This window comes from Enterobacter sp. JJBC, from assembly GCF_036936505.1.
Lineage (GTDB): Bacteria > Pseudomonadota > Gammaproteobacteria > Enterobacterales > Enterobacteriaceae > Enterobacter > Enterobacter hormaechei_C.
Genome location: NZ_CP136935.1, coordinates 1,665,315 through 1,678,488 on the forward strand (window position 1 = coordinate 1,665,315; position 13,174 = coordinate 1,678,488).

At 54.8% G+C, this 13,174-nt stretch carries 11 protein-coding genes; all 11 read left to right on the top strand.

Annotated features, from left to right (window positions below):
• Nucleotides 1-24: 24 nt before the first annotated feature.
• The 11 genes from serC (at nt 25) to kdsB (ending at nt 13,057) form a co-directional block, all read left to right on the top strand.
• Nucleotides 25-1,113, top strand: coding sequence for a 3-phosphoserine/phosphohydroxythreonine transaminase (gene serC / locus RY075_RS07920; protein ID WP_022650722.1), 1,089 nt, complete (start codon nt 25-27; stop codon nt 1,111-1,113).
• A gap of 68 nt (nt 1,114-1,181) precedes the next feature.
• A complete protein-coding gene (gene aroA / locus RY075_RS07925; protein ID WP_050871136.1) occupies nt 1,182-2,465 on the top strand; it encodes a 3-phosphoshikimate 1-carboxyvinyltransferase in 1,284 nt (427 codons plus the stop codon).
• A gap of 185 nt (nt 2,466-2,650) precedes the next feature.
• Nucleotides 2,651-3,334 (top strand): (d)CMP kinase, encoded by a 684-nt coding sequence (gene cmk, locus RY075_RS07930; protein ID WP_003858236.1) that lies wholly within the window; start codon nt 2,651-2,653, stop codon nt 3,332-3,334.
• A 111-nt stretch (nt 3,335-3,445) separates the two neighbouring features.
• Nucleotides 3,446-5,119, top strand: a complete 1,674-nt coding sequence (gene rpsA / locus RY075_RS07935) for a 30S ribosomal protein S1 (RefSeq protein WP_003858235.1) — start codon at nt 3,446-3,448, stop codon at nt 5,117-5,119.
• 170 nt (nt 5,120-5,289) lie between these two features.
• Nucleotides 5,290-5,577 carry an integration host factor subunit beta gene (ihfB, locus tag RY075_RS07940; protein ID WP_003858233.1) on the top strand — a complete coding sequence of 96 codons (288 nt, stop codon included), beginning with the start codon at nt 5,290-5,292 and terminating at the stop codon, nt 5,575-5,577.
• Between the two features lie 212 nt (nt 5,578-5,789).
• Nucleotides 5,790-8,054 carry a ComEC family protein gene (locus tag RY075_RS07945; protein ID WP_276191546.1) on the top strand — a complete coding sequence of 755 codons (2,265 nt, stop codon included), beginning with the start codon at nt 5,790-5,792 and terminating at the stop codon, nt 8,052-8,054.
• A 36-nt stretch (nt 8,055-8,090) separates the two neighbouring features.
• Entirely contained in the window at nt 8,091-9,839 is a 1,749-nt protein-coding gene (gene msbA / locus RY075_RS07950) for a lipid A ABC transporter ATP-binding protein/permease MsbA (protein WP_003858227.1), read from the top strand.
• Nucleotides 9,836-10,813, top strand: a complete 978-nt coding sequence (gene lpxK, locus RY075_RS07955; protein ID WP_060580024.1) for a tetraacyldisaccharide 4'-kinase — start codon at nt 9,836-9,838, stop codon at nt 10,811-10,813. Before msbA ends, lpxK begins: the two co-directional genes overlap by 4 nt.
• Nucleotides 10,814-10,856: 43 nt before the next feature.
• Nucleotides 10,857-12,086 carry a winged helix-turn-helix domain-containing protein gene (locus tag RY075_RS07960; protein WP_338628392.1) on the top strand — a complete coding sequence of 410 codons (1,230 nt, stop codon included), beginning with the start codon at nt 10,857-10,859 and terminating at the stop codon, nt 12,084-12,086.
• Between the two features lie 45 nt (nt 12,087-12,131).
• Nucleotides 12,132-12,314, top strand: coding sequence for a protein YcaR (ycaR, locus tag RY075_RS07965; RefSeq protein ID WP_003858220.1), 183 nt, complete (start codon nt 12,132-12,134; stop codon nt 12,312-12,314).
• A complete protein-coding gene (gene kdsB / locus RY075_RS07970; protein WP_003858218.1) occupies nt 12,311-13,057 on the top strand; it encodes a 3-deoxy-manno-octulosonate cytidylyltransferase in 747 nt (248 codons plus the stop codon). The genes ycaR and kdsB overlap by 4 nt, the downstream gene beginning before the upstream one ends.
• The last annotated feature ends 117 nt before the right edge of the window (nt 13,058-13,174 follow it).

Consider the following 13,174-nt stretch of genomic DNA (forward strand, 5'->3'; position numbering starts at 1 on the left):
TGGCTTTTAGCGTGGTGAGGGGAAATGGCTCAAGTCTTTAATTTCAGTTCAGGTCCGGCAATGTTACCGACAGATGTGCTCAAACAGGCTCAACAGGAGCTGTGTGACTGGAACGGTCTGGGTACGTCGGTGATGGAAGTCAGCCACCGGGGTAAAGCGTTTATTAAGGTGGCGGAAGAGGCAGAAAAGGATTTTCGCGATCTGCTGAACATTCCCTCGAACTACAAAGTATTGTTCTGTCACGGCGGTGGACGCGGCCAGTTTGCGGGTATCCCGCTCAATCTGCTGGGCGACAAAACCACCGCTGATTACGTTGATGCGGGCTACTGGGCGGCCAGTGCGGTAAAAGAAGCGCATAAATATTGCACGCCGAATGTCATCGATGCCAAAGTGAAAGTTGAGGGTCTGCGCGCCGTGAAGCCGATGAGTGAGTGGCAGCTTTCTGACAACGCCGCGTATCTTCACTACTGCCCGAACGAAACCATCGACGGTATTGCCATTCACGAAGAGCCAGACTTTGGCGAAAATGTCATTGTGACGGCGGACCTCTCTTCAACCATTCTGTCCACCCCGCTGGATGTCAGCCGCTACGGCGTCATCTACGCGGGTGCCCAGAAAAACATCGGTCCTGCGGGCCTGACAATCGTTATCGTGCGTGAAGACCTGCTGGGGAAAGCCCATAAGTCTTGCCCGTCAATTCTGGATTACACCGTCCTGAACGACAACGATTCCATGTTCAACACCCCACCAACGTTTGCCTGGTATCTCTCCGGCCTGGTCTTCAAATGGCTGAAGCAAAAAGGCGGTGTGGCGCAGATGGATAAGATCAATCAGCAAAAGGCTGAACTGCTGTACGGCGTGATCGACAAGAGCGATTTCTACCGTAACGATGTCGCCAAAACTAACCGTTCGCGCATGAACGTGCCGTTCCAGCTGGCGGACAGCAACCTGGATAACGTGTTCCTTGAAGAGTCCTTCGCGGCGGGTCTGCATGCGCTGAAAGGCCACCGTGTGGTAGGCGGGATGCGCGCCTCTATCTATAACGCCATGCCGCTGGAAGGCGTTAAAGCCCTGACTGATTTCATGATCGACTTCGAACGTCGTCACGGTTAATTGGCTGTTTTTCACCCCCGCAGCGTTCCTGCGGGGTTTTTATTATGTTGAGTTGAGAGTTGAGTTTCATGGAATCCCTGACGTTACAACCTATCGCGCGGGTAGATGGCACCATTAATCTGCCTGGTTCAAAAAGTGTCTCGAACCGCGCTCTGCTGCTGGCAGCTCTGGCAAACGGCACCACCGTCCTCACTAATCTGCTGGACAGCGATGACGTGCGCCATATGCTCAATGCACTGAAAGCGTTGGGCGTTCAGTACGCGCTGTCTGACGATCGTACCCGTTGTGAAGTCACCGGTAACGGCGGCGCGTTACATTCTGCTGAAGCGCCGGAGCTTTTCCTGGGTAACGCCGGTACCGCGATGCGTCCTCTGGCCGCTGCGCTGTGTCTGGGGAGTAACGATATTGTGCTGACCGGTGAGCCGCGAATGAAAGAGCGTCCGATCGGCCATCTGGTGGATGCCCTGCGCCAGGGCGGCGCGCAGATTGATTATCTTGAGCAGGAAAATTACCCGCCCCTGCGTCTGCGCGGGGGATTCACTGGCGGCAATGTAGAGGTTGACGGTAGCGTTTCCAGCCAGTTCCTGACCGCGCTGCTGATGACCGCACCGCTGGCACCACAGGACACCGTCATCAGCATTAAAGGCGACCTGGTTTCTAAGCCGTACATTGATATCACCCTGCACCTGATGAACACCTTTGGTGTTGAGGTGGAAAACCAGTCTTATCAGCGCTTCGTGGTGCGCGGAGCGCAGCAGTATCAGTCCCCGGGCCACTACCTGGTTGAAGGCGATGCTTCCTCCGCCTCCTATTTCCTTGCCGCAGGTGCGATTAAAGGCGGTACGGTAAAAGTGACGGGCATTGGCCGCAACAGCGTGCAGGGCGATATCCGTTTTGCTGACGTGCTGGAAAAAATGGGCGCGGTGGTGATCTGGGGCGATGACTTCATCTCCTGTACCCACGGTGAGCTGAACGCCATTGATATGGATATGAACCATATTCCGGATGCGGCGATGACCATTGCTACCGCTGCGCTGTTTGCGAAAGGCACCACCACGCTGCGAAACATTTACAACTGGCGTGTGAAAGAGACGGACCGCCTGTTCGCGATGGCAACCGAGCTGCGTAAAGTGGGGGCCGAGGTAGAAGAGGGCGAAGACTACATTCGCGTCACGCCGCCGGCAAAACTGCAATTTGCAGAAATTGGCACCTACAACGATCACCGCATGGCGATGTGTTTCTCGCTGGTGGCGTTGTCAGATACGCCAGTCACTATCCTTGATCCGAAGTGTACGGCAAAAACGTTCCCGGACTACTTCGAACAGCTGACGCGCATTAGCACCCTGGCCTGATGATCGTATGCCGCATCACCTGATGCGGCATTTCCTTATGCTTTCTGACACTCATCCTCTTTCATTTCTTCTACACTCTGCTTCAATCATTCCGTAATTTGCACGCAAAGGTAACAGTTGCGCACGTTGGCGCGTATAATGCGCGGCGTTCATGTAAACGGTATGCCTTAATTAAGGAGAAAAAGATGACGGCAATTGCCCCGGTAATCACCATTGATGGGCCAAGTGGCGCAGGGAAAGGTACTCTGTGCAAAGCGATGGCGGAAGCATTGCAATGGCATCTTTTAGATTCGGGAGCAATCTATCGCGTGCTGGCGCTGGCTGCGCTGCATCATCATGTGGATGTTGCGTCTGAAGAAGCGCTGGTACCGCTGGCTGCGCATCTGGATGTGCGCTTTGTCTCGACCGATGGCAACCTTGAAGTGATCCTGGAAGGGGAAGATGTCAGCGGTGAAATCCGTACCCAGGAAGTGGCCAATGCGGCCTCTCAGGTGGCGGCTTTCCCACGCGTTCGTGAAGCGCTGTTACGTCGCCAGCGCGGTTTCCGTGAAGCGCCGGGGCTGATCGCCGACGGCCGCGACATGGGAACCGTGGTATTCCCTGATGCGCCAGTGAAAATTTTCCTTGACGCCTCTTCAGAAGAACGTGCCCATCGCCGCATGCTTCAGTTGCAGGAAAAGGGGTTTAGTGTTAACTTTGATCGCCTTTTATCCGAGATAAAAGAGCGCGATGACCGCGATCGTAACCGCGCCGTCGCACCACTTGTTCCCGCGCAAGACGCATTAGTGCTGGATTCAACCAGTTTAACTATTGAGCAAGTGATTGAAAAAGCGCTACAATATGCGCGCCAAAAACTGGCACTCGCGTAATCGCGACCGATTTAGCAGTACCCCCGCTGCAATGGATTGACGGCGGGTATGTGAAACAACCCCATCCGGCACGGAGCCAGGTGGACGTTAATATTAACCTGAAGATTAAACATGACTGAATCTTTTGCTCAACTGTTTGAAGAATCCTTAAAAGAAATCGAAACCCGTCCGGGTTCCATCGTTCGTGGCGTTGTTGTTGCTATCGACAAAGACGTTGTACTGGTTGACGCCGGTCTGAAATCTGAGTCTGCCATCCCGGCTGAGCAGTTCAAAAACGCCCAGGGCGAGCTGGAAATCCAGGTAGGTGACGAAGTTGACGTTGCTCTGGACGCAGTAGAAGACGGCTTCGGCGAAACCCTGCTGTCTCGTGAGAAAGCTAAACGTCACGAAGCATGGATCACGCTGGAAAAAGCTTACGAAGAAGCTGAAACTGTGGTCGGTGTTATCAACGGCAAAGTTAAAGGTGGCTTCACTGTTGAGCTGAATGGTATTCGTGCGTTCCTGCCAGGTTCTCTGGTAGACGTTCGTCCAGTCCGTGACACCCTGCACCTCGAAGGCAAAGAGCTTGAGTTCAAAGTAATCAAGCTGGACCAGAAGCGTAACAACGTTGTTGTTTCCCGTCGTGCCGTTATCGAATCCGAAAACAGCGCAGAACGCGATCAGCTGCTGGAAAACCTGCAGGAAGGCATGGAAGTCAAAGGTATCGTTAAGAACCTCACTGACTACGGCGCATTCGTTGACCTGGGCGGCGTTGATGGCCTGCTGCACATCACCGACATGGCGTGGAAACGCGTTAAGCACCCAAGCGAAATCGTGAACGTGGGCGACGAAATTACTGTTAAAGTGCTGAAGTTCGACCGCGAGCGTACTCGTGTATCCCTCGGCCTGAAACAGCTGGGCGAAGATCCATGGGTAGCTATCGCTAAGCGTTACCCAGAAGGTACTAAACTGACTGGTCGCGTAACCAACCTGACTGACTACGGCTGCTTCGTTGAAATCGAAGAAGGCGTTGAAGGTCTGGTGCACGTTTCCGAAATGGACTGGACCAACAAAAACATCCACCCATCCAAAGTTGTTAACGTTGGTGATGTAGTGGAAGTGATGGTTCTGGATATCGACGAAGAACGTCGTCGTATCTCCCTGGGCCTGAAGCAGTGCAAAAACAACCCATGGCAGCAGTTCGCGGAAACCCACAACAAGGGTGACCGTGTTGAAGGTAAAATCAAGTCTATCACTGACTTCGGTATCTTCATCGGCCTGGACGGCGGCATCGATGGCCTGGTTCACCTGTCTGACATCTCCTGGAACGTTGCAGGCGAAGAAGCAGTTCGTGAATACAAAAAAGGCGACGAAATCGCAGCAGTTGTTCTGCAAGTTGACGCAGAGCGTGAGCGTATCTCCCTGGGCGTTAAACAGCTTGCAGAAGATCCGTTCAACAACTGGGTTGCACTGAACAAGAAAGGCGCAATCGTAAACGGTAAAGTGACTGCTGTTGACGCTAAAGGCGCAACCGTAGAACTGGCTGACGGCGTTGAAGGTTACCTGCGCGCTTCCGAAGCTTCACGTGACCGCGTTGAAGATGCAACTCTGGTTCTGAGCGTTGGTGACGACGTTGAAGCTAAGTTCACCGGTGTTGACCGTAAGAACCGTGCAATCAGCCTGTCTGTTCGTGCTAAAGACGAAGCTGATGAGAAAGATGCAATCGCAACTGTGAACAAACAGGAAGATGCAAACTTCTCTAACAACGCAATGGCTGAAGCTTTCAAAGCAGCTAAAGGCGAGTAAGTTCAGGTTCGCACCATCATTTGAGCTGTAACGCATTTACAGCGCGAAGGATGGAGAGCAGACTTGACAGATTGCAGGATTCGTCCTGTAATCAATAACAAAGGGCGGCTACGGCCGCCCTTGTTTAATAAGCTGTTCAGCTAATGGGTTTGAAAGGAACCGGAGGAATCATGACCAAGTCAGAATTGATTGAAAGACTTGCCAGTCAGCAACCGCATATCCCTGCCAAGGCTGTGGAAGATGCCGTTAAAGAGATGCTGGAGCATATGGCTACCACTCTTGCCCAGGGCGAGCGCATTGAAATCCGCGGTTTCGGTAGTTTTTCCCTGCACTATCGTGCACCACGTACCGGGCGTAACCCGAAGACTGGCGATAAAGTGGAGCTGGAAGGAAAGTATGTTCCGCACTTTAAGCCGGGTAAAGAACTGCGCGATCGCGCCAATATTTACGGTAACTGAGTTTAATCATCAGGGTTAAACTGAGTTTAAAGAAAGCACCTTAGGGTGCTTTTTTTGTATCCCGCCCCTGCATTTCTGAATACGCGCCGCATTTAAATTTTCTCTTTACTGTAAACGCTAAAAAACGTTGCAGCGTCCGCTGTAAATCACGCCTTTTCTGTCTGACGACGCATCAGTCCCGCCGCATAATCGCCTGAAACATGGAGGTGAAGATGGGGATCCACGTTATCAGTATGTGCGCCATTCTGGCCATAATCCCGCTCTATTGGTTACCCGTTTTGCCAGATTTGCATATTGTCTGGTTGCTGATTGCCGCAGGAATTGCGTTATCAGTACAGCAGAGAAAATGGCTCAGGTTTTCAGGCCTCGCATTGCTTTTTATGTGCTGGGGGATCCTGGCCGCTCAGGAAAGCGTGTGGCCGATGAACCATTTAACGAAAGTTCCGCAGCAGGCCGAGGTGGTCATTACCGCAACGGACGGCGCAACGATGCATCAGGGAAGGATTATCAGCCTCAATGGAGAACGTGTGTGGGCTGCCATGGGCGTGGCGCTGTATGGCAACTATCTGCCGCAAAACGTCTGCGTGGGTCAACGCTGGGCAATGACCCTGCGGCTCAGGGTGGTACACGGAGAACTCAACGATGGCGGCTATGATTCACAGAAAAATGCCTTTGCCCGACATCAGACGCTGAGTGGACGGTTTACCCATGCGGCGCTCGTTGACGAAGGCTGTAGCCTGCGTGCGCAGTACCTGACATCACTACAGAGTACGCTTTCAGCATATCAGTGGGGACCCGTGATACTGGGGCTGGGAATGGGGGAGCGGCTGTCGGTCTCGCGGGAGATAAAAAACCTGATGCGTGAGACCGGAACGATGCATCTGATGGCAATCTCGGGATTGCATATTGCGCTGGCCGCTTCTGTCATCTGGTTTCTGGCGCGAGGCATCCAGTTCTTCCTGCCGGGCCGCTGGATTATCTGGCAAATCCCCTTGCTGGCAGGGCTGATTTTTGCCGCGTTTTACGCATGGCTAACAGGCTTACAGCCGCCTGCGCTGCGCACGGTTATCGCGCTTGTGGTACTGGCGGTGTTAAAAATGAGCGGTCGCCAGTGGTCGCCCTGGCAGGTATGGCTTACCTGCGTGGCGGCGATCTTGGTTTTCGATCCACTGACGGTCCTGTCACAAAGCCTGGCGCTATCAGCGTTTGCGGTCGCCGCGCTTATTTTTTGGTATCAGTGGTTGCCTCTCCCGCTCTGGCAACGTGGCCGGTGCCTGCGACCGCTGGTTACGCTGTTGTATTTGCAGGTCGGTATGCTGCTGCTTCTGTTGCCGCTTCAGGTGCTGATTTTCCATGGTTTCAGTCTCTCCTCGCTGGCGGCGAATCTGTTTGCCGTTCCTCTGGTCACGTTTATCTCAGTTCCGCTGATCCTGCTCGGCATGTTTCTGCATCTGTTTCCGGTGGCGACGCTGGAAAGTATCGTCTGGCTGGCTGCCGATAAATCTCTGGCAGGGCTTTTCTGGCTATTGATGCGTTTACCGAATGGCTGGCAGGACGTTGATGAACGCTGGCAATACCTGACGTTACTGCCATGGCTGCTGATCATTGGCTGGCGATTCAGGGCCTTCAGCGCAGTACCCGCAGTCTGTCTGGCAGGCAGCGTGGTGCTGGCATTTCCCCTCTGGCACAGGGCCAAAACAGACAGCTGGTCCCTGCATATGCTGGATGTAGGGCAGGGGCTGGCGATGGTCATTGAGCGTCACGGGAAGGCCATTCTGTATGACACTGGGTTGGCATGGCCCGGTGGGGACAGTGCGCAGCAGCTGATTATCCCCTGGCTACGCTGGCATCATCTGAGGCCGGAAGGGGTGATCCTGAGCCATGAACATCTCGACCACGCGGGGGGACTGGCATCGCTAAAAGCTGCCTGGCCCGCAATGTGGATCAGAAGCCCCTTATCCTGGGCCGGGCATCTTCCTTGCTTTCGTGGAGAGCGATGGCAGTGGCAGGGTTTAACGTTCTCCGTGCACTGGCCACCCGAAAATACCTCGGCAAAAGGTAACAACCGCTCCTGCGTGGTAAAAATCGATGACGGCGAACAAAGCGTTTTACTGACCGGAGATATTGAAGGGCAGGCAGAACTGGCAATGCTGAGCCACCGCTGGCGTCAACTAGCGTCTACACTGATTCAGGTGCCGCATCATGGAAGTAACACGTCATCTTCAACACCGCTGCTACAGCGTGTGGAGGGACAGGTTTCGCTGGCCTCAATGGCCCGCTATAACGCGTGGCGTTTCCCTTCCATCAAAGTAGTCAGGCGCTATCGAACTGAGGGATATCTCTGGCTTGATACTCCGCAGTCCGGACAGATATCTGTGACGTTTTCGCACCAAAGTCGGCAAATTCGCCGCTTACGTGAACACTATTTACCGCGTTGGTATCATCAGTGGTTTGGCGCGCCCGTAGATAACGGGTAGAATATGCGGCTATTTCAACAAATGCTGGTTTTTTGAATGCATAACGACAAAGATCTCTCCACGTGGCAAACGTTCCGCCGGCTCTGGCCGATGATTGCTCCTTTCAAAGCAGGCTTGATCGTGGCGGGCGTAGCGTTAATCCTCAACGCAGCCAGCGATACGTTTATGTTATCGCTTCTCAAACCGTTACTGGATGACGGTTTCGGTAAAACGGATCGTTCAGTGCTGCTATGGATGCCGCTGGTGGTTATTGGGCTGATGATCTTACGCGGAATCTCCAGCTATGTATCCAGCTACTGCATCTCCTGGGTATCCGGTAAAGTGGTGATGACCATGCGCCGTCGGTTATTCAGCCATATGATGGGGATGCCGGTCTCATTCTTTGACAAGCAGTCAACCGGTACCCTGCTGTCGCGTATTACCTACGATTCAGAGCAGGTTGCGTCGTCCTCTTCCAGCGCACTGATTACCGTTGTGCGTGAAGGCGCATCCATCATCGGCCTGTTCGCGATGATGTTCTATTACAGCTGGCAACTGTCGCTGATCCTTATTGTGCTGGCGCCGATTGTCTCCATCGCGATCCGCGTGGTATCAAAGCGTTTTCGCAACATCAGTAAAAATATGCAGAATACGATGGGGCAGGTGACTACCAGCGCCGAGCAGATGCTGAAAGGCCATAAGGAAGTGTTGATCTTCGGCGGTCAGGAAGTCGAAACCAAACGCTTTGACAAGGTCAGCAACAGAATGCGTCTGCAAGGGATGAAAATGGTATCGGCCTCGTCGATTTCCGATCCGATCATTCAGCTGATTGCCTCTCTGGCCCTAGCCTTCGTCCTGTATGCCGCAAGCTTCCCGAGCGTCATGGAAACCCTGACTGCGGGTACCATTACCGTGGTGTTCTCATCCATGATCGCGCTGATGCGTCCGCTGAAATCGCTGACTAACGTCAACGCCCAGTTCCAGCGCGGGATGGCAGCCTGTCAGACGCTGTTCAGCATCCTCGATTCCGAACAGGAAAAAGATGAAGGTACACGCGTGATCGAGCGCGCTAAAGGCGACCTGGAATTCCGTAACGTGACCTTTACCTATCCAGGCCGTGAAGTGCCGGCGCTGCGTGATATCAGCCTGTCCATCCCGGCGGGTAAAACCGTCGCGCTGGTTGGTCGTTCCGGTTCGGGCAAGTCGACCATAGCCAGCCTGATTACCCGTTTCTACGATATCGACCAGGGCGAGATCCTGCTTGATGGTCACGACCTGCGGGAATATACCCTCCAGTCGCTGCGTAACCAGGTTGCGCTGGTCTCGCAGAACGTGCATCTGTTCAACGATACGGTGGCGAACAACATTGCGTATGCCCGTACCGAAGAGTACAGCCGTGAAGAGATTGAGAATGCGGCGCGTATGGCCTATGCGATGGACTTCATTAACAAAATGGATAACGGTCTGGATACGATCATTGGCGAAAACGGGGTGCTGCTCTCTGGTGGTCAGCGTCAGCGTATCGCGATTGCCCGTGCGCTGCTGCGCAACAGCCCGATTCTGATCCTCGATGAAGCAACGTCCGCACTGGATACGGAATCTGAACGCGCTATCCAGTCTGCTCTGGATGAATTACAGAAAAACCGTACCTCGCTGGTTATCGCGCACCGTCTGTCGACCATCGAACAGGCTGACGAAATCGTGGTGGTGGAAGATGGCGTGATCGTTGAACGCGGCAGCCATGCGGACCTGCTGGAACAGCGTGGTGTTTACGCGCAGCTTCATAAAATGCAGTTCGGTCAATGATTGCACGCATCTGGTCGGGTGAATCCCCTCTGTGGGTGCTGCTTCTCCCGCTCTCCTGGCTGTATGGCCTGGTGAGCGGTGCTATTCGTCTGCTTTACCGCCTCGGGATCAAGCGCGCCTGGCGCGCACCGGTACCGGTGGTGGTGGTCGGCAACCTGACGGCGGGTGGAAACGGCAAAACCCCGGTGGTGATCTGGCTGGTAGAACAGCTCCAGAGGCGCGGTATCCGCCCGGGAGTTGTCTCACGCGGTTACGGTGGTAAAGCGGCGCAGTATCCACTGGTGCTGAGCCCAGCTACGACAACCGCTGAAGCCGGCGATGAGCCGGTACTGATTTACCAGCGTACAGGCGCGCCGGTTGCGGTATCGCCGGTGCGCAGTGATGCCGTGAAGGCACTGCTTGCGGAGCATGATGTACAAATCATCATTACCGATGATGGTTTGCAGCATTACGCGCTGGCGCGTGATAAAGAGATCGTGGTCATTGACGGCGTTCGGCGTTTTGGCAACGGCTGGTGGCTTCCAGCCGGTCCAATGCGCGAGCGTGCGTCGCGCCTGAAAACCGTCGATGCCGTGATTGTGAACGGTGGTGAAGCCAGAGCGGGCGAAATCCCGATGCTTCTTCGTCCCGGACAGGCCGTAAATATGCTGACCGGCGAGCGTAAAGACGTCGCGCAACTGGAACATCTGGTTGCGATGGCCGGTATAGGTCATCCGCCGCGTTTCTTCGCAACGCTGGAGCAGTGCGGCGCGCGGCTGGAAAAACGGGTGCCGCTGGCCGATCACCAGGCGTTAGTTGCCGAAGAGGTTGAAAGGCTGGCAGCGCCGGGCCAGACGCTGATCATGACGGAAAAAGACGCGGTAAAATGCCGGGCCTTTGCGAAAGAAAACTGGTGGTATCTGCCGGTTGACGCTGAACTCAGCGGCGAACAGCCGGAACATTTGCTCAAGGAACTGCTCGCGTTAGTGCAGTAACTTCTACGCGGTTCCGGTGGCGCTTTGACTGACAGGAAAACGCATGTCTCTACCGCAACTCTCACTTGCAGCCGCACGAAACCTGCATCTTGCCGCCCAGGGGCTTCTGAAAAAGCCCCGCCGCCGCGCGCAGCCAGCTGATATCCTCTCTACCGTGCAACGCATGTCGTTGCTGCAAATCGACACCATTAACATCGTGGCGCGTAGCCCGTATCTGGTCCTGTTTAGCCGCCTGGGAAACTATCCTCCGCAGTGGCTGGATAATGCGCTGAGTCAGGGCGAACTGATGGAATACTGGGCGCATGAAGCCTGTTTTCTCCCGCGCAGCGATTTTGCACTGGTGCGTCACCGCATGCTCGCCCCGGACAAAATGGACTGGAAATACCGCCAGGAGTGGATGGTGGAACACGCGGATGAAATAGAGCAACTGATTGCCCATATTCAGGAAAACGGTCCGGTACGCTCCGCGGATTTTGAACACCCGCGAAAAGGCGCCAGCGGATGGTGGGAGTGGAAACCGCACAAACGCCATCTTGAAGGGCTGTTTACGTCGGGCAAAGTGATGGTGGTCGAGCGCCGCAACTTTCAGCGCGTCTATGACCTCACGCACCGCGTTATGCCTCACTGGGACGATACGCGTGACCTGCTGTCTCAGGACGTAGCCGAAGCCATCATGCTCGGGAACAGCGCCCGCAGCCTTGGCATCTTCCGCCCGCAGTGGCTGGCGGATTATTATCGTCTGCGTCAGCCGCAGCTAAAACCACTACTCGAAACGTGGCAGCGCGAACAGCGCGTCATGCCGGTCTCGGTAGAGTCGTTAGGTGAAATGTGGCTGCATGCGGATTTGTTCCCTCTGCTGGCGCAGGCGCAGGAGGGCAAACTCCAGGCGACCCACAGTGCCGTGCTGTCGCCGTTCGACCCCGTTGTCTGGGACAGAAAGCGGGCCGGGCAGTTGTTTAATTTCAGCTACCGTCTGGAATGCTACACTCCGGCGCCCAGGCGGCAGTATGGTTATTTTGTTTTGCCGCTGCTGCACAAAGGACAGCTTGTCGGGCGCATGGACGCTAAAATGCACCGTAAAACCGGCATGCTTGAAATTATCGCGCTCTGGCTGGAAGAGGGCATAAAGGTGACGGCTGGCCTGGAAAAAGGGTTAACGACTGCGCTCAGTGAATTTGCGCGCTGGCAGGGGGCGCATGAAATTGTACTCGGTCGCGTGCCTGTGGAGCTGTTTGCGACCTGTCGAGATGGCTGGGAAACAGACACTCCCTGAAAAGGGAATGTGATAAGCTTTAGCGATTACCCATACGGAGGAACTATGGATCACCGTTTACTTGAAATTATTGCCTGCCCGGTGTGCAACGGCAAACTGTATTACAGCCAGGATAAACAAGAGCTGATTTGCAAACTGGACAGCCTGGCGTTCCCGCTGCGTGACGGTATTCCGGTCCTGCTGGAAAATGAAGCCCGTTCACTGGTGGCAGAAGAGATCAAACCATGAGTTTTGTTGTCATTATCCCTGCGCGTTATGCTTCAACGCGCCTGCCAGGTAAACCGCTGGTGGATATCAATGGCAAACCGATGATTGTGCATGTCCTTGAAAGGGCACGCGAATCGGGCGCCGGACGTGTCATCGTCGCCACCGATCACCCGGATGTCGCGCGAGCGGTTGAGGCCGCGGGTGGGGAAGTGTGCATGACCCGTGCCGATCATCAGTCAGGCACCGAGCGCCTGGCGGAAGTCGTCGAAAAATGCGGTTTCAGCGACGAGACGGTGATTGTGAACGTGCAGGGCGATGAGCCGATGATCCCGGCGGCGATTATCCGTCAGGTGGCCGACAACCTGGCTCGGCGTCAGGTCGGGATGGCAACCCTCGCGGTGCCGATTCACCACGCTGAAGAGGCGTTCAATCCGAATGCGGTGAAAGTGGTCATGGACGCAGAGGGCTACGCGCTCTATTTCTCCCGCGCCACCATTCCGTGGGATCGCGATCGTTTCGCGCAATCGAAAGAGACAATCGGCGAAACTTTCCTGCGCCACATCGGTATTTACGGCTACCGCGCCGGCTTTATTCGTCGCTACGTCGCCTGGGCACCAAGCCCGCTGGAGCATATTGAAATGCTCGAACAGCTTCGCGTGCTGTGGTACGGCGAGAAAATTCACGTTGCGGTTGCCCAGGAAATCCCAGGCACCGGCGTGGATACCCCTGAAGATCTCGAGCGCGTACGCGTCGAAATGCGTTAATTCGCTGGCATCCTCTCGTCTGGGGGGATGCTCTCCCGCCAGGCGATTTTCCTTTTCTTTTTCATTATTGATCTCTACCGGGTGACATCCGGGTTTCGCGCGCTCATTATAAAAGCA

Coding starts and splice junctions, on each gene's coding strand:
- RY075_RS07945 (WP_276191546.1), top strand. CDS start 5,790: ATGGGGATCCACGTTATCAGTATGTGCGCCATTCTGGCCATAATCCCG.
- serC (WP_022650722.1), top strand. CDS start 25: ATGGCTCAAGTCTTTAATTTCAGTTCAGGTCCGGCAATGTTACCGACA.
- msbA (WP_003858227.1), top strand. CDS start 8,091: ATGCATAACGACAAAGATCTCTCCACGTGGCAAACGTTCCGCCGGCTC.
- cmk (WP_003858236.1), top strand. CDS start 2,651: ATGACGGCAATTGCCCCGGTAATCACCATTGATGGGCCAAGTGGCGCA.
- RY075_RS07960 (WP_338628392.1), top strand. CDS start 10,857: ATGTCTCTACCGCAACTCTCACTTGCAGCCGCACGAAACCTGCATCTT.
- kdsB (WP_003858218.1), top strand. CDS start 12,311: ATGAGTTTTGTTGTCATTATCCCTGCGCGTTATGCTTCAACGCGCCTG.
- rpsA (WP_003858235.1), top strand. CDS start 3,446: ATGACTGAATCTTTTGCTCAACTGTTTGAAGAATCCTTAAAAGAAATC.
- lpxK (WP_060580024.1), top strand. CDS start 9,836: ATGATTGCACGCATCTGGTCGGGTGAATCCCCTCTGTGGGTGCTGCTT.
- aroA (WP_050871136.1), top strand. CDS start 1,182: ATGGAATCCCTGACGTTACAACCTATCGCGCGGGTAGATGGCACCATT.
- ihfB (WP_003858233.1), top strand. CDS start 5,290: ATGACCAAGTCAGAATTGATTGAAAGACTTGCCAGTCAGCAACCGCAT.
- ycaR (WP_003858220.1), top strand. CDS start 12,132: ATGGATCACCGTTTACTTGAAATTATTGCCTGCCCGGTGTGCAACGGC.